Origin of the sequence: Mucilaginibacter arboris, assembly GCF_009754915.1 — a bacterium.
Lineage (GTDB): Bacteria > Bacteroidota > Bacteroidia > Sphingobacteriales > Sphingobacteriaceae > Mucilaginibacter_A > Mucilaginibacter_A arboris.
In genome coordinates, this window is the sequence record NZ_WPIK01000011.1 from 12,188 (window position 1) to 29,153 (window position 16,966).

Consider the following 16,966-nt stretch of genomic DNA (forward strand, 5'->3'; position numbering starts at 1 on the left):
CTTTTCTTAACTAAGACCTAAATAAAATGAAGAAAAACTTCTTTAACCTGGCAGCAGTTGCTGCTTTTTTACTATTCCTGCTTCCTTCATGGTCCGTAAAAAAGCATTTTCAGTATCAGTTCCAGGACCCGGATCTGCCAATAGAAACGCGTGTAAACGACCTGGTTTCGCATTTAACGTTAGAAGAAAAAGTTTACCAGATGCTAAACGCAGCACCTGCCATTCCGCGCCTATATATTCCTGCTTACAACTGGTGGAACGAGTGTTTGCATGGCGTGGCACGCACCTCTTTTAAAACAACTGTTTATCCGCAGGCTATTGCCATGGCCGCTACTTTTGATGCTAATTCTTTGCACCAAATGGCAGATTATACGGCTGAAGAAGGACGGGCAATTAACAACGAAAGTACACGGACGGGCAAAACAGGTATTTATTTAGGTTTAACTTACTGGACACCAAATATCAATATCTTCCGCGATCCTCGTTGGGGAAGAGGACAAGAAACTTACGGCGAAGACCCTTACTTGACCGGAACTTTGGGAAAAGCATTTGTTTCCGGATTGCAAGGCAACGATCCGAAGTATTTGAAAGCAGCGGCTTGTGCCAAACATTACGCGATACATAGCGGACCAGAACCATCAAGACATGAGTTTGATGTAAACGTAAGCGACCATGATTTGTGGGATACTTATTTACCGGCTTTCCACGAGTTGGTGGTAAATGCAAAAGTGGCCGGTGTAATGTGTGCTTACAATGCTTTTAAAGGCCAGCCTTGCTGCGGCAGTGATATGCTGATGAACAACATTTTACGCAATGAATGGAATTTTAAAGGTTATGTGACTTCGGATTGTGGTGCAATTGATGATTTTTACGAGCATCATAAAACCAGTCCCGATGCAGAAAGCGCTGCTGCAGACGCTGTTTTACATGGAACGGATGTAGAATGCGGAAAGGTAACTTATCATTCCTTAATTCAGGCTGTGCAGGATAAAAAGCTGACTGAAGATCAAATTAATGTTTCTTTAAAAAGATTGTTTACTATTCGCTTTCGTTTGGGTTTGTTCGATCCGGTTGAGCAAGTAAAGTTTGCACAAATTCCGTTAAGTGTTTTAGAAAGCCCTGCCCATCAGGAACATGCTTTGAAAATGGCTCATCAATCTATCGTTTTGTTGAAGAACGAGCAGCAAACACTTCCGCTAAGCAAAAAGCTGAAAAAGATCGCTGTTTTAGGTCCGAATGCCAATGATTCAATTACAGTTCTTGGAAATTATAACGGCCATCCAACTAAATTATCAACGCCTTTACAAGCCATCAAAGAAAAATTAGGCAGCGGAACAGAGGTGCTTTATGACAAAGCAGTCAACTTTACAGCAGCTTTAACAGGGAAAACAGACCTAAAAGCCATTGCCGATCAGGTTAAAGATGCAGATGCAATCGTTTTTGTAGGAGGGATTTCGCCAAAATTAGAAGGTGAGGAAATGAAGGTAAACCAGCCTGGTTTTAATGGCGGCGACCGTACTTCCATCGCTTTGCCCGAAATACAAACGAACTTGTTAAAAGCCCTGAAAGCAACAGGCAAACCGGTAGTTTTTGTAATGATGACCGGCAGCGCTATTGCAACTCCCTGGGAAGCAGAAAATATTCCTGCCATTGTTAACGCCTGGTACGGCGGACAAGCAGCAGGAACTGCCCTAGCAGATGTTTTATTTGGCGATTATAATCCGGCAGGCCGTTTACCGGTTACCTTTTACAAAAGCGATGAAGATTTGCCTTCTTTTACAGATTACTCCATGAACAACCGCACTTACCGTTATTTTAAAGGAAAGCCTTTGTATGCTTTTGGTTACGGACTAAGCTATACCACTTTTAAATACGGAGAAATACAAACCCCAACCCAGGTAGCAGTTGGCAAAAACACGATTGTTAGTGTTAAAGTAACCAATGCCGGAAAAATGGATGGTGAAGAAGTTGTACAGCTTTATTTATCGCATTTAAAATCCAATGCTACTGCGCCAATCCGTGCATTAAAAGGTTTTAAACGGATATTTTTAAAGGCCGGCGAAACCAGAAATGTAAGCTTTACCTTAACGCCGCAAGACTTATCCTTAGTTGATGAACAGGGAAATTCTAAAGAAATCCCCGGAAGTATTATGCTGAATGCAGGTGGAAGCCAGCCGGATGCACAAACACAGGCAAGTAAAAAAACGGTTGGGAAAGTGATGCGGGTGATGTAGGTTTTTTGATTGTAAACGCTAACCAATTATTACTAGGTTGCTCATTTTTATGCGGTAAAAGAAGCATGCTTCTTTTACCGCATAAAAATGTAAATGATAGCAGTATCCGGTTTAAAATGTTTTTAAAGGGCCATGATTTTTAGGTGATAAAAGAAGCATTTGAAAATCAATCTTCAAAACAAATCATCGACAGCTTTACAAAAAATATGACCGATTAAAATATGCATTTCCTGGATGCGGGCGGTAATATCCGAAGGGACAACAATATTCAAATCGCACAAACTATTCATTTTTCCACCGTCACGGCCAGACAGGCCTAATGTTTTACAACCTGCTTTTTTTGCCGATTCCAAGGCTTTGAGTACATTGGCACTGTTGCCGCTGGTAGAAATCCCTAAAAAAAGATCTCCGGGAACAGCTAAAGCTTCTAATTGCCTGCTGAAAACGTTTTCGAAACCGTAATCATTGCTAATTGCAGTTAAGGCAGAGGTATCGGTAGAAAGCGCGATGGCAGCCAAAGGTTTGCGTTCTTTTACAAACCTGCCGGTAAATTCGGCAGCAATATGCTGCGCATCTGATGCACTTCCGCCGTTGCCGGCAATTAACAGTTTGTTTCCTTTTAACACCGTTTCGGTGATTATGGCACAACCATTTTCTATCGGTAAAAGAAGCATTTCGATTACTTTGCTGATCGTTTCCTGATGGCTTTTTAATTCTTCTGCTACCATTTCTAATTGTGGTTATGATGATCGTTTTCCATATCTTCCAAAATTTCCTGAACCGATGTTGTGGCACTTCCAACCCGCCGGATCACAATTGCCGCTGCGTGGTTGGCCAGTTCGCAGGCTTCTTCTACCGAAAAACCAAGCGCAATAAAATAAGCCAAAGTAGCCAGAACGGTATCTCCCGCGCCGGTTACATCAAATACTTCGGTTGCCTTAACGTCTAATAATTGGTAGCTTTCTTTTGTGAGGATAGCAATTCCTTCTTCCGACAAAGTTACCACCAGATAAGCGGCATCCGTTAGTTCAAATAAGGCTGAAGCAGCATTTTTCAATTCCTGTGTACTGCCGATCTTTTCGAATTTTACCGCTTGCGCGAGTTCTTTTTTATTGGGTTTGATGATAAAAGCACCTTTGTATTTGGCAAAATCAAGCCCTTTCGGATCAACCAAAACCTTTTTACCGATGGAATTGCAAGAAGTAATCACCCGCTGACAAAGGGAAGGGGAAAGGACACCTTTGTTATAATCAGAAAAAAGGACAATATCTGCTTCGGCAAGATGAGCGTGGATTTTATGGAACAGTTCGTCTTCCGAAGTTTGACTGATGGGTTCGCTTACTTCACGGTCTATCCGTACAATCTGGTAGCTTCCGGCAATGATCCGTGTTTTGATCGTTGTTGGCCTTTTGCTGTCGATTACAATTCCCGTTGGGTCTGCATTTTCATCTGCCAAAACCGCCAAAAGTTCTTTTCCGGCCTGGTCATCGCCAATTAAACCTGCAACAATCACTTCGGCCCCAAAAGAAATTAAGTTTTGGGCTACGTTTCCTGCCCCACCTAAAGTATTGGATTCTTTGTTCACGTTAACTATCGGAACAGGTGCTTCCGGGGACAACCGGTTGGCATCTCCCCAGATGTACTGGTCGATCATCAGGTCGCCAATAATTAGGATTTTAGGAGGTTTTAAACCAGATGGAAGTGAGCGTATCTTTTGTAGCAGCATGCTGTTTTTATTGGGCGAAAATACAAAACAAGTTTAACTACCTGTTTTATTTAAAAACAATTACCTGCAAATTTGCCTGCTAAAAGAAACTTAAAGGTACAATCAGTTCAAAGCGGTTTGGGCCGTAACTGCCAAACAAGTCCTGATCTATTAAACGCGTATAGCGGAAACCAAAAGTAAAGGGAAGCTCGTTCCATAAGCTGGAATCGAAATAAATTTCGGTACCGGCAGAGCGGAAGTTAGCGGTAAAAGGTTTCCCGTTTGCATAAGTATCAGAAGCGCGGGTATAATCATAAAACACGTTTGCACGGATGCGAAGCAGGTAAAAAAAGCTGGCAAAACCAGCATCGGGATAAGCAACCGGGAAATGATAATTGGCTGCTACCTTGTTCATCCTGCTTAAATTCTCGGCCGTATAACCTCTTGAAAAAGGAAGCTGGTTAGAAAAAAGGCTTAACCCATTAGCGCCATGATGTTGCTGATAAGCGGCGTTGATAACCAAACTGTTGTTTTTAAATAATCCTGGGAAATAAAAATAAGCATTTGCTAAAAATTGGTTGGCGTTATAATAGGATATTGCAGTTTTATAATTTAATGTAACTGTTTGTGCCAAACTTGGATAGATCTGCTGGTAAGCTTTCTGGTTCTGGCTGCTGAAGCGGACTGTATTATCCAGGTAACTGTAAGCTTGCGTACCCAAAGCCGAAAAAGCGCCCGTATAAATACTTTGGTTATACACATAATTACTGCCGAAACTTAAATTACTAAAGGTTCTGCCATTGCTAAAAGTTAATGGAACAGTAAAACCGCCTTGCAATTGCGTCTCGTTCCAATAAACATTGCTTCCGCGGTATAAGGCCCTCCGGTCAAAAGTATAACTTACACCGCCGGATAAATAAGGGAATAAAGCACCATAAACAGCATCAAAACCTATTTCTTTGTAGCCTTCGTTTCGATTATAAGTACCGTAAATTTCGGGTTGAAAAGTATTGAGGATATTTTCGCCAACCAGAGAAAGCGTATAATCAGGATCGCTGAAAGAAGGTTCCAGGCTATGAAAGTTAAACAAATGCGAAAGGCCGGTATATTTTTTAACCGGAAAAGTATGGCCCGGAACAGAAGCCAGCAAATCTGCATTGTTTTTTTCCAGGTTACTGATGTTTAAATCTGATAAAGGTGATGCCAGTTCTGTTTCTAAAACCGGCTGAAAATCGATCTCGTTTTTCCCGATCTGGTGCAGTTGATAACCGGCTGACGTAAAACTGCTGTATAAAATCTGGCGACTGCTTACGGTTGCTTCATAATTCCCAATTTCCGAATTTAAAGCTTTGTTTTTAAGCTGATACAAATTTTTACCCGGTAAAAGAAGCATGTATAACTGGTCGTTTTTCTCCGCAGAAGCCGTAAAAAAAACAGAGTCTTTTCTGATGGTTGGAAAGCCGACCACCCTGAAACTATAAGGTGTTAAACTCCCGACATGGCCGGTTGCAAGGTTAATTTCAGCTAAACTCATCATGCCTTTTGCATTTCTGACAGCAGCAATAACGGCTTCATTATTTAGAAACCTGGGATAAGTATAAACAAGCTTTTGCGGATTGGGTACAATTTGAAGCACTTTTCCGCTCCCAACATCGATCAAATGCAATTCACTTTTCCCTTGCGGGGATTGCAGTACGGCCACGATCGTTTTTCCATCTTCACTCAAATCCGGAGAAAAGTATTTGCTTCTTTTAGTAATGCTTTTTTGTGTTCCCGTTGCAACATCCAATAATTGCAAACTGCTGTAATCTTTGTACGCCCAGCGGATATCCGGCCGGTAAGCCGCATAAACAATTTTTCCGTTTTTGTAAGAGAATTGGTTGTCTAAAGAATTATCGCGTGTTCTGATTACCTTCTCTTTTGCGCCAGTTTTCAATATAAATTGATGTACTTTGCTGTACGAAGTTTTTACATAGATAAAAGAAGTATCGTTAACAAAAGCCGGAAATTCTTCGTCGGCTGCAAAATGCTTTGGCCCCTGCTGTTTTTTGTCTTCTGCGGAGAACTCGTTCTTAAAATAATTTAAAGCCTGCGTCCTGAACTGCAGATAACTTACGCTGGAGTAAGTTTTTACTGCTCCGCGGAAAGTTTTTTTTACAGCCGCTGCATCGTGTGTTACTTTTTTCCAGAAATCATCTCCGTATTTTTCCCGTCCGTAAGCAACCAGCATGTAACCCAAAGGATAATGATTGGGAACGAAATCCTGGTAAGAGCCGTTGCGCAGTTTCATCCAGCTATAATTCTTATCTGCCGACCAAAGCGCACGGTAACCATTATAGTAAAAAGGCAAGCGGCCGCGGCCTTGTTTGCTTGTTAAAGTTTCGTTAAAAACTGCATCGCCTTCGTAAAACCAGTTGGGTACGGTTAAGGTGCTTAATACTGCTTGTCCGCCTTCACCAAAAATGGCATGAAAAACTTTAGTTAAACCAACATCAAAATTATTGTATTGCTGCACATGGCGGTATTCGTGGATGGCCAATTGGTCTGTCCAACGCAAACTTCCCAACTCGAAACTGTTCTGGTCCGGTGTTAAATAATATTCGCTGCGAAAAGGGGCAAGGCCGACGTAACCGTTAGAAACTGTGGTTTGATTTTGAAGGACAATGTTGATCTTTTTCTGCCTGAAACCGATTGTAGGTGCAATATCACGGTTCATGTAAGTAATGATATTGGCTACGCGGCTTGCAGAAGAATCTAATCCTTTCGGAAAAATAACACGAAAAGTTGGCGTATTAATTTGCTGCCATTTAATGGAAGGCGGATTTCCACCGAACTCTTGCGCATGTAATCGGCATAAAAAAAAGGTTGATAAAAACAGTAGGACAGCAAACCTGGATGGGGCAGACATTAGATGTGGATTAATTTTGCGGACGGAAATTAATCATTTATTTATCTTTCTGCTAACCGTTTATTTTGTAATGCTAAACCTATCGCCGTTATTTCTTCTTTTGGGTTGATAACTTTTTTACCGCTTGATCTAACTCGTCTGTTTGGGCAGTATCCAATTGCTTTTGGTACTTTTCAAATTCTTTAAAAGCAAATTCTTCTGCCTGCCAGTGGCTTACTTTACCGGTATGTTCTAAAATTTCACGGTCATTTAGAGTAAGAAAGCCATGCAATTTTGCAAGCCAGTCTTTCATATACATCGGTTTGCGTTGCAATGCCTGTAACTCTGCAAATTCAAGATATTGACTGATGATGCGGTTGAGTTGGTTCAGCTCGTCTTCGTTCAAATAATTCTTGGCAACTATTACATCCTGCTTTTTAATCTGGCTGCCAGGAAAATTAGTTAAGCCCATATTTTGTTTACTTGCGTTGGCCCTTTGCACAATTAGTTCTGCTGCCGTATGTGTATGTATGGCCCAGTGAAATTTATTCTGGATGGTTGCAAAAAAATCCCTGGTAAGGTCATGGTTTGCATCGTAATCCATACTTGTGGCATAAATATCACAAACTTTGCGATAGAAAACTTTTTCGCTGCTGCGGATGTCACGGATACGGGAAAGAAGCTCATCAAAGTAATTATTTCTTGCTTCTTTCAACCGTTCATCATCCAGCACAAAACCTTTGATAATGTATTCCTTTAAACGTTTTGTAGCCCAAATTCGGAAATGAGTGCCGATATGAGATTTAACCCGGTAGCCGACCGATATGATCACATCAAGGTTGTAAAACTGAGTAGCGCGTTTTACCTTTCTTGATCCTTCTAATTGAACTGTCAAGTAATCCTTGACAGTTGAATTTTCATCCAATTCCCCTTCAGTAAAAATATTCCTGATATGCAGGCTGATGTTTTGCTTGGTGGTTTGAAACAGTTCTGCCATTTGGTTTTGGCTAAGCCAAACCGTTTCATTCTCTATCCTTACTTCAACCTGGGTATTGCCTGATGAGGACTGGTAGATCAATATTTCACCTTTTTGTTCCATTTGCTCGGGTTATAAGTTCTGATTAGGCGGAGGCCAGATCTCTCCAAAATTTTGTGCATAAAAACAGCACCCAAAAAAGGTTGATAAAAACAGCAGGGCTGCAAGCTGGATTTGGGCAGACATTCTAAAGATTTTAGCGGAGGTAAAATAAACAATTTATTTATTTTCACGCAGTTGGTGCCTTTAAAAGTTTGTTTTATAGATGAATGTTTGAAAGGTTCTATTGTATAGAATACATCCTAAGAGAAATGTCCAAGTTTTCTTTAAACTTTGATTTAACGTTCTTTTCCGCACCAGGGCGATGACTTTGCCGGTGGCCAAATTGCCAACTGATACAGCGCCAGAAAGGTAGCCACACAGGCGCGCAGGGCTGAATGCCGCCCGGAGGCGATCCGGCATTCTTGATTTTTGGTTCTTTTGATCAAGCAAAAGAACGTACAAAGAAAAAAACAAGTCAGTACAACACAAACTTTAAGATCGGGCTTTCGCCCTTTTATTGTTCTTTTTTCCCTAATGAAAAAGAACGAATAAAAAAACCGCTTCTTCCCCAATCAAAGTAAACATGCTCTCCAAACCCCTTCTACACTATCATGACACGCCATTAACCAAAACTCCTAACTTTGCAGCATCATGGCTAAAGTTTCAATTAATTTAACAACCGGTTCTATACAAAAGGAAGAAATAATCGTTGGTATCGACCTCGGTACAACCAATTCGCTGGTGGCTTTTATCAATCCTGATAAAAATCCGCAGGTGATAAACGATATGGGAAAAGGTTTTTTGGTGCCTTCTGTGATCCATTTTGGCCCGTCTGGCGAAATTACGGTTGGAAATGAAGCCAGGGATTATTTGATCAGCGATCCGCAGAACACTATTTTCTCGGTTAAAAGGTTATTGGGCCGTTCTTACAAAGATGTTGCTGATTACCAGAACTTCTTTTCGTACAAAATTATAGACGACGATACCGAAAGTTTAGTAAAAATTAAAGTCGGCGATGCTTTTTATACGCCGGTAGAACTGTCGGGCCTGATCCTGAAAGAACTGAAAGAACGGGCAGAACATGCCCTAAAAACACCGGTAAACCGGGCAGTAATTACCGTTCCTGCTTATTTTAATGATTCGCAACGTCAGGCTACGCGCGATGCCGGAAAGTTAGCGGGTTTAGATGTGTTGCGGATTGTAAACGAGCCAACAGCTGCAAGCCTGGCTTACGGCATTGGTTTAAACCCGGATGAAACCAAAACCATTGCTGTTTATGATTTAGGCGGCGGAACTTTTGATGTTTCCATCCTGCAAATCCAAAACGGCATTTTTGAAGTTCTGGCAACCCATGGCAATACTTTTTTAGGCGGAGATGATTTTGACCGTTTAATTGTAAATTACTGGATCGAAAAAAATAACCTGCAAAACAAATTGGATGTGCCGCAACAAGAATTGAGGCTAAAAGCTGAAGAAGCTAAAAAAGCTTTCGCAAACCAAATTTTGTTCAATGAAAAAGTAGGGGATATTTGGTGTACCATTGACCGTCAAACTTTCGAATCGCTCATTTTACCAAAAGTAGAAGAAACGATTCAAAGCTGTCGCAACGCGTTAAAAGATGCCGGACTGGAAGTTAACCAAATAGATGAAGTGGTAATGGTTGGCGGATCAACGCGGACAGCATTGGTTAAAAAAATGGTTTCCGAATTTTTTAACCGACCGGTTCATGATGAAGTAAACCCGGATGAAGTTGTTGCTTTAGGCGCAGCTATCCAGGCTGATATTTTGGCCGGAAACCGTACCGATATTTTATTGCTGGATGTTACACCGCTTTCTTTAGGAATTGAAACGATGGGCGGTTTGATGGACGTGATCATTCCTCGCAACGCAAAAATCCCTACAAAAGCGGGAAGGCAATACACAACTTCAATTGACGGACAAGTGAACATGAAAATTGCTGTTTACCAGGGCGAGCGCGATCTGGTAAAAGAAAACCGGAAATTAGCCGAATTTGATCTGAAAGGAATCCCTTCCATGCCGGCCGGTTTCCCCAAAGTGGATATTAACTTTTTACTGAATGCTGATGGCATTTTAACCATTCAGGCTGTGGAACAACGCTCCGGTGTAAAACAGGAAGTGGAAGTTAAACCGGCCTACGGTTTAACGGATGCAGAAGTGGAGCAAATGCTGATGGACAGTATTACACATGCCCAGGAAGATGTAAAACAACGCATGCTGATCGAAGCCAGGACAGAAGGCGAACAAATGGTTTATACTGCCGAGCGTTTTGTAGAAAAAAATGTAGCTTATTTAGCAGCAACAGAAATTACAGCTACTTTAAAATTGGTTGCAGAACTGAAAGAATCGCTTACTTTAGGCGATAAGGACCTGATCCTGAAAAAGATCGATGCTTTAAACGAATTTACGCGCCCTTTTGCAGAACGGTTAATGGACCAGGCAATCAGCGTTGCAATGAAAGGCAAAAGTGTAGAGTAGGCCATGCTTCTTTTACCAGCATAAAAAAGGCACCAAGCAGTGCCTTTTTTATGTTAAACCAGTTGCAGCTTATTCTTCGTTTCCGGCAGCTTCCCTGATTGCTTTTTCTTCTTTTAGTTGTTCAACATTATTTGTATCGTGGAATTTGTCGGTATTTCCGGCAAAATATTCTAAAATACCAGCAATGGCATCCAGGTTATCAGAAATGCGCTGGTGCATATCAGGTAATTCTGTATCCAGCCTTTTATCTCCCAGATCCATATTGTCAACTTCAATTTTTCCTAATTTTTGAATAATTGCCTGTTGGCTGTTTCTCAAATCTTCCAGCTCGTGAACGATCTTTTCCATTGCGGCAAATTTTTTCAGCGTATCCATAATGCTTCTTTTAGCAACGAAATTTATGTTTCGTGTATTGATGCAACGCATCTTGGCCTGTAAAGTTTTAAAAGAAAAACAGTAATTGTTTACAACATGTGACTTTCTATGCCATCTTCTATTGCCTGCATGGTCTCCATGTTTAAAGGCCCGCCGCCTAACTGGTAGCAATGGCCGTGCTGGTCGAACCTGATCCGGGTTTGATATTTTCCGTCAAAATAGGTTTCAAAATCATCGCCTTTCGGCTCAATCCGGCAATGTACTTTTTCACCGAGGTGGTGAATGTAAAATTCAAACGGTTCTGTTTCCATTATTGGTTTTATAATTGTGATGAGCCGACGACGGGAATCGAACCTGCGACCTTTGCTTTACGAAAGCACTGCTCTACCAGCTGAGCTACGTCGGCTTTGTTATTAAAATTTGTGAAATATCATGCCTAACATGTTCAGCATCTTATTAGAAAAGATTTTCTTTATGAGAATTCCTGAAACAATTTCAATGTTGCTACAAACAAGTTCCGGACAACATTAACAATACTTCTTTTACCGATACAAATTTAACTTTTGTTTATTCAAATCCATTATTTGATCCGGTTTTTATACTCAGCGAAACCAAAAGCATTTTTAATCTTTCCAGATGGATGTTTATATCTTCCGCCTGTTCTAATTTTTCGGCTTTAAGGCCTTCGTGGTTTAACTCTTCCAGGTGCTTTGCTGCTGCTTGTAACAGGTTTTTTCTTTCTTCCATCCTTCGGATGGTTATCCATAAAGAATCTTCCAACGCTTCAGATTGTTTATCCAGAAGCAATTGCTCCGTATATGCATGGCCGGTAAAACAACGGTAGCGGAGCAGCGAATCTTTCCTGTTGATTAAAAATAAAGTACCACCGCAATCCGGGCAGGTGTAGTTGCTTTGTGTACCAATTTTTTTCAAACTATCTATACTGCTGTTCATCTTTTCGGTAATTTCATCCTCAATCCTGATATCATCAGGAACAATAGTTTCAGGGTTAACAGGTTGTGAGTTCATATCATCCAGTATATATCCAATATCAGAAACAGGTACTCTGTAATCAACTTCTACATGGTTTAAAACACTTTTTGGCATGTCAGAAAACTCTGCTTCATCCGGTTCCTGTACAATGCAAGTGCCGCCACATCTTTTAATGGCAATCATTCCGGATGTGCCGTCATCAAGCAAACCTGTTAAAATAATTCCTGTTACTTTAGAATTGTAATTTGCTGCTGCCGATCGAAAAAGTACATCAATAGATGGCCGCCAACGGTTTTCGTGCGGGCCTTTGATCATCCGTATAATTCCACGCTTTAAAAGCATGTGAAAATTCGGTTTAGCTATATAAACATGTTTGCCTTGTATAGCTTCTCCGTCTTCCGGAATCCGGCATACAAATGAAGTTTGTTTTTGTAAATGTTGTACTAAAATGTTTCCGGTAGAGTGGGACGATACATGTAATACAACAAATATGGCGGCATCCATACTTTCTGGAGTATTTTTTAACATTTGACTGAGGGCTTGTAAGCCACCGGCCGATGTGCCAACTACAATTACTGATTTAATCTGATCCATGATAATTATACTACCAGTTTTATTTAAACTTTAAGGCTGATATGAACTATTGTACCTTTTTTCGGCTCAGATGTTATATAGATTGTTCCTTTATAAAGTCCCAAACGATTTTTAATACTGCTTAAACCTATTCCTTTGGGTGTTTCTGTACTATTATTATCGGGTTTAAAACCAATTCCATTATCAGAAACGGTAATCCCAATTGTTTTATTTTTTTTTACAACTTCAATAATGATTTTACTTGCAGAAGCATGTTTAATACCATTATTAATTAATTCCTGGATAATACGGAAAATATTAAGCTGTAACTGAAAATCTGCATCCTTGTTTATGTTGCAAACTTTGGTAACTACCAAAAGCTGCTCATTTGATAAACGAAGCGCCAAATCCTCTAAAGTGGCAGCCAGTCCAAAGTCTGTTAATATGGAAGGTGCCAGTTCAAAAGAAACATTCCTGATATCCTTAATGCTTTGGTTAAGTAATTGATTAATATGTTCAAATAATGGCATTACATCCGTATTGTTTACCTGGCCAATACTCATTTTTATAGCATACAACATTTGGGCAATACCATTGTGCAATACTTCGCTTATCCTTCTTTTTTCGTTTTCTTCGGCTTGTAACCCGGCTGCCAAAATCATCTGTTGCTGCTCTTCTTTAATATGTGCCGCTTCAAGCTCTAAAATTGTTTTTTCACTGATGTCTGTAAAAGTGCCGATAAAGCGCTTTTTATCTTCCTGGTCTGTTATAATTTGTGCCCTTGCCTGGATGTAACGAACGTTTCCTTCTGGTATTTGGGTACGGAACTTAATATTAAATTCTATTTCCTGTGTTATTGTTTTCCGGATGTGGTCATCCACGTTTTTACGGTCTGTAGGATGGATGTTGCCAAGCAAAGTATCATATTTTCCATCAAAACTGTTGGGGTTAAAGCCAAAAAGCGAACAGCAAAAATTATCGAGGTAAATTTCTCCGCTTACAATATCAATTTCCCATATTCCGGTTAAAGAAGCATCCAGTGCAATCTCCAGCCTCTTTTTTGCTTCCTTTAATTCGAGATCGGCCTGTTGCTTTCCGGTAAAATCGGTTACAGTTAAGTAGCAGATAGGGCCTGTTGCCGTATGCAAAGCTATTCCTTCTATTTGTACGTTAAAAACCCGGTTTTGTGTATTAATCAGCCTGATCTGGCAGCTCTGTGCCTGCGTAATTAAATGTAAATACCTGAAATATTTGTAAAAAATATCTCTATCATCTTTATGCACATGCAATAATAAAGGCTTTCCAACCAGCTTGTTTTTATCATCCTGAAGCAATTGTAAACCTGCGAAATTAACATCCTGAATGATACCGGATTTAGTGGTAACAAAGTACCCTATTGGTGCAAGTTCAAATAAATTTGTAAATTTTAAACGTTGTTGTTCCAGTTCCTGCGAAGCAACCTGCAATTCATCATTTTGCATTTCAAGCTCCAACTGGTGTACCTGCAACTCGTGAAAAACCTTTTTAACTTCAATGGTTTCCAAATCACCAATACTGTTTTTATCGGTTGTTAACAGGTTTTCTGCCCTTCGCCTTAATGTTTCAAGCAATTTACTTTTATCGTTGTTCATGGCTTCAAAATTACCTGCGCGCTTTCTCTTCAATAACAATCATGACCAGCAATGTTTCAGCAGTATCTTTATTAACAGAGGGCATGCTGGTAATGGTTAAATGTTTTTTGCCGATTGCAGGAAAATCATGTTCTAATTCCATCACCGCTTTTTCTTGCGGTAAATTTTTGACGGGCTTATCCAGCTTTGTAGTTTTCCAGAACTCATGCAAAACAACCGGAAAAGGAACTCCTTTTAAGTGCTGTTCTTCCAGAAGAAAAAAGTTTTTAAAAGCCTGGTTTACGGTAATTATTTCCTGTTTTTGGTTTAGCAAAAGGGCAGGGGAAGACATTATGTTTACGAGGGATTGGGCATATTCAATCATCGTACCCACTTTTTTCTGCAATACTTTTAAAGAAGTAATATTGGTGAAAGTGAGCACTACACCGTTAATAAAATTATCAAGCGTGCGGTAAGGCATAATACGCAGGTTATACCATTCTCCTTTTCGGGTCCTGATTTCTACTTCTTTTGATACCAGGGTCTCAATTACCTGAAGTATATGAGCTTTAAAATCAGGAAGGTCAAAATTAAATACAATATCGGTGATCGAACGGCCGATATCAGAAGCAATAACGTTAAACAAAGCTTTTGCCGTTGGTGTAAAACGCAAAATCATGAGGCGGTTATCCAAAAAAACGGTACTGATTTCTGTACTGTCCAGCAGGTTTTTCATGTCATTGTTCAACCGCGTCAGCTCTTCGGTTTTAAACTGAAATGAAGTGTTAATGGTCATTAGCTCTTCGTTGAGCGATTGCATTTCTTCCTTCGTGGTCAACGATTCTTCGTTGGTACTTTGCAGTTCCTCATTGGTGCTTTGCAGCTCTTCGTTGGTAGATTTTAGTTCTTCCAGCGAAGTTTCCATCTGCTCAATAGTGCTGTGCAATTGCTGCTTGGTGTATTCCAGTTCTTTTTCCAGCTCATTTGCCAAAGCATTGGTTTCTGGTTTAGCCGTTTTTTTTGTTTTTAAAGCCGATGCTGTTTTTACCATACCTTTATCTTCAAGGATAATTAAGGTGAGGCCGTCAAACGTGGCATCGTTCATCTGGCTGACTTTAATATTTACCAGCCTGGTATGGTTATCTTCTTTAATTTTAATATCGTTTACGGTAATTGTATTTTTTTGGATCCGCGCCTGATGGATTGCATTCCGAAGGACATATTTCAGCCCTTCTTTAACCATTTCATAAACATTGGTTGCTGCTTCGCCAGAATTCAACTCCAAAAACTTTCCGGTTTTGCCGTTAATGTATAAAATATCTCCTTTTTCGTTCACCAGTAAAGAAACAGGCGTGTAAGTATCCAGCAAAAATTTATTAAAACTATCTGCCAGTGTTTTTTTCTTAACTGTTACTGTTTCTTCCTTTGGATTAGTGGAGGTTTGTTTGGCAACATTAAACGGAAAATCAATTGTTTTAACTGAATTGGAAGGATTTTCACGCCGTTCAAATATTTTCCATTTCGGATCTACCGGGGCAAACATATCTGTAAAACCACCAATGGTTTCTGCAGGGCCAAGCATTAAAATACGCTGTGGGTTTAATGAGTAATGAAAAATAGGAATGATTTTTTTCTGCAAGTCTGTATTCAGGTAAATCATCACATTCCGGCACGTTAATAAATCCAAACGGGTAAAAGGGGCATCCTTAATAATGTTATGGTGTGCAAATACAATCATTTCCCGCAATTCTTTTTTTACCTGGTAACTGTCGCCTTTCTTACTAAAAAACTGCTCTATCCTTTCAGGAGAAACATCAGCAACAATATTACTTTTATACAGGCCGGTACGTGCTATTTTTATAGCTTCCATATCCAAGTCAGTCGCAAAAATCTGGATTCTTGGCAGCCGCTTAACTTTTATTGTATGAAAGCATTCCATTAATATCATTGCAATAGAATAAGCTTCTTCGCCTGTTGAGCAAGCCGTTACCCAAACCCTTACCGGTTCGGTATCAGTTTTATAATGCAAAATAGGGTAAAGTTTTTCTTTAAGTGATTCAAAAGCCTGGCTGTCCCTGAAAAATTTAGTTACACCGATAAGCAGTTCAGTAAAAAGCACATCAATTTCAGATGGGTTTTCCCTCAAAAAGTTAATGTAATGAGAATAATCCGGCAATTGGTGGTAAGCGATCCGGCGGTCAATACGGCGGGTAATAGTGCTTTTTTTATAGTGGGAAAAATCATGTCCGGTATGGCCGCGCAACACCATCAGTATTTTCTGGATAGAATTTGTGTCCCTGATTTCTGATTTTATTTGTTCAACCGGTTCTTCATCTAATGCCGGATGATTAAGGTATTGGATCAGTTTTATCGGCATTTCTTCGGGCGACAAAACATAATCTGCCAGATTTGTACCGATAGAAGCTTTGGGCATACTATCAAATTGTGCTGTTTCCGGGTCTTGCACCATCGCCATGCCTAATTTTTCCTTAATAATCCTTACGCCGGTTTCACCATCAGAACCCATACCGGAAAAGATAATGGCAACGGCTTTGTTCCATTGGTCTTCTGCCAGGCTTTGCAAAAAATAATCAATAGGCAGGCGCAGGCCAAGCCCTTTTGTTGGTACAAAAAGCAGTAGTTTGCGGTTATGTATGCCCATGTCTTTATTGGGCGGGATAATATAAACATGGTTAGGCTGAACCAAAATGCCGTCTTCTGCCTGTTGTACCGGCATGGGTGAAAAAGACTGGATCAGTTCGGCAACGTTACCAGAATGATTGGCATCGAGGTGTAAAATGATAACGAAAGCAATACCACTATCGGCAGGCATGTGTGTAAAAAATTTTTCATAAGCTTGAAAGGAGCCGGCAGAGCCGCCTATGGCCACAATAGGAAAAGGTTTTTGCCGGTGCAGCTTTAAAGGTGTAACGTTTTTTTTGTCTTCTGATATTTCAAGATCAGCCCTGTTTGGTTCGGCCGGAATTTCTTTAGCGTTTTCCATTAAAAATGTAG

11 protein-coding genes and 1 tRNA gene are annotated in these 16,966 nt (G+C 40.2%); 2 read left to right on the top strand and 10 right to left on the bottom strand.

Features of this window, described 5'->3' with window-relative positions:
• The first annotated feature begins 26 nt into the window (after positions 1 to 26).
• Entirely contained in the window at positions 27 to 2,234 is a 2,208-nt protein-coding gene (locus GO621_RS12780; protein WP_157567621.1) for a glycoside hydrolase family 3 C-terminal domain-containing protein, read from the top strand.
• A gap of 173 nt (positions 2,235 to 2,407) precedes the next feature.
• On the opposite strand, the gene gmhA is transcribed toward GO621_RS12780, so the two are convergent.
• The 4 genes from gmhA to GO621_RS12800 form a co-directional block, all read right to left on the bottom strand.
• Positions 2,408 to 2,962 carry a D-sedoheptulose 7-phosphate isomerase gene (gmhA, locus tag GO621_RS12785; protein WP_157567623.1) on the bottom strand — a complete coding sequence of 185 codons (555 nt, stop codon included), beginning with the start codon at positions 2,960 to 2,962 and terminating at the stop codon, positions 2,408 to 2,410.
• A 2-nt stretch (positions 2,963 to 2,964) separates the two neighbouring features.
• A complete protein-coding gene (rfaE1, locus tag GO621_RS12790; RefSeq protein ID WP_157567637.1) occupies positions 2,965 to 3,960 on the bottom strand; it encodes a D-glycero-beta-D-manno-heptose-7-phosphate kinase in 996 nt (331 codons plus the stop codon).
• Positions 3,961 to 4,039: 79 nt separating this feature from the next.
• Positions 4,040 to 6,847 (bottom strand): TolB-like translocation protein, encoded by a 2,808-nt coding sequence (locus GO621_RS12795; protein WP_157567639.1) that lies wholly within the window; start codon positions 6,845 to 6,847, stop codon positions 4,040 to 4,042.
• 88 nt (positions 6,848 to 6,935) lie between these two features.
• Positions 6,936 to 7,925 (bottom strand): virulence RhuM family protein, encoded by a 990-nt coding sequence (locus GO621_RS12800; RefSeq protein WP_157567641.1) that lies wholly within the window; start codon positions 7,923 to 7,925, stop codon positions 6,936 to 6,938.
• Positions 7,926 to 8,555: 630 nt separating this feature from the next.
• Between GO621_RS12800 and hscA the strand changes: the two genes are divergently transcribed.
• Positions 8,556 to 10,400, top strand: a complete 1,845-nt coding sequence (gene hscA, locus GO621_RS12805; RefSeq protein ID WP_157567643.1) for a Fe-S protein assembly chaperone HscA — start codon at positions 8,556 to 8,558, stop codon at positions 10,398 to 10,400.
• 69 nt (positions 10,401 to 10,469) lie between these two features.
• On the opposite strand, the gene GO621_RS12810 is transcribed toward hscA, so the two are convergent.
• The 6 genes from GO621_RS12810 to GO621_RS12835 form a co-directional block, all read right to left on the bottom strand.
• Positions 10,470 to 10,775: a hypothetical protein gene (locus tag GO621_RS12810; protein WP_157567645.1), complete on the bottom strand. Its 306-nt coding sequence runs from the start codon at positions 10,773 to 10,775 to the stop codon at positions 10,470 to 10,472.
• 89 nt (positions 10,776 to 10,864) lie between these two features.
• A complete protein-coding gene (locus GO621_RS12815; protein WP_157567647.1) occupies positions 10,865 to 11,086 on the bottom strand; it encodes a hypothetical protein in 222 nt (73 codons plus the stop codon).
• A gap of 22 nt (positions 11,087 to 11,108) precedes the next feature.
• Positions 11,109 to 11,181, bottom strand: a tRNA-Thr gene (locus tag GO621_RS12820).
• Between the two features lie 161 nt (positions 11,182 to 11,342).
• Positions 11,343 to 12,362 carry a chemotaxis protein CheB gene (locus GO621_RS12825; RefSeq protein WP_157567649.1) on the bottom strand — a complete coding sequence of 340 codons (1,020 nt, stop codon included), beginning with the start codon at positions 12,360 to 12,362 and terminating at the stop codon, positions 11,343 to 11,345.
• A gap of 23 nt (positions 12,363 to 12,385) precedes the next feature.
• The gene (locus tag GO621_RS12830) at positions 12,386 to 13,972 is read right to left on the bottom strand and encodes a PAS domain-containing sensor histidine kinase (RefSeq protein ID WP_157567651.1); all 1,587 of its coding nucleotides are present in this window, start codon (positions 13,970 to 13,972) and stop codon (positions 12,386 to 12,388) included.
• A gap of 10 nt (positions 13,973 to 13,982) precedes the next feature.
• Positions 13,983 to 16,955: a CheR family methyltransferase gene (locus tag GO621_RS12835; RefSeq protein WP_157567653.1), complete on the bottom strand. Its 2,973-nt coding sequence runs from the start codon at positions 16,953 to 16,955 to the stop codon at positions 13,983 to 13,985.
• Between the last annotated feature and the right edge of the window lie 11 nt (positions 16,956 to 16,966).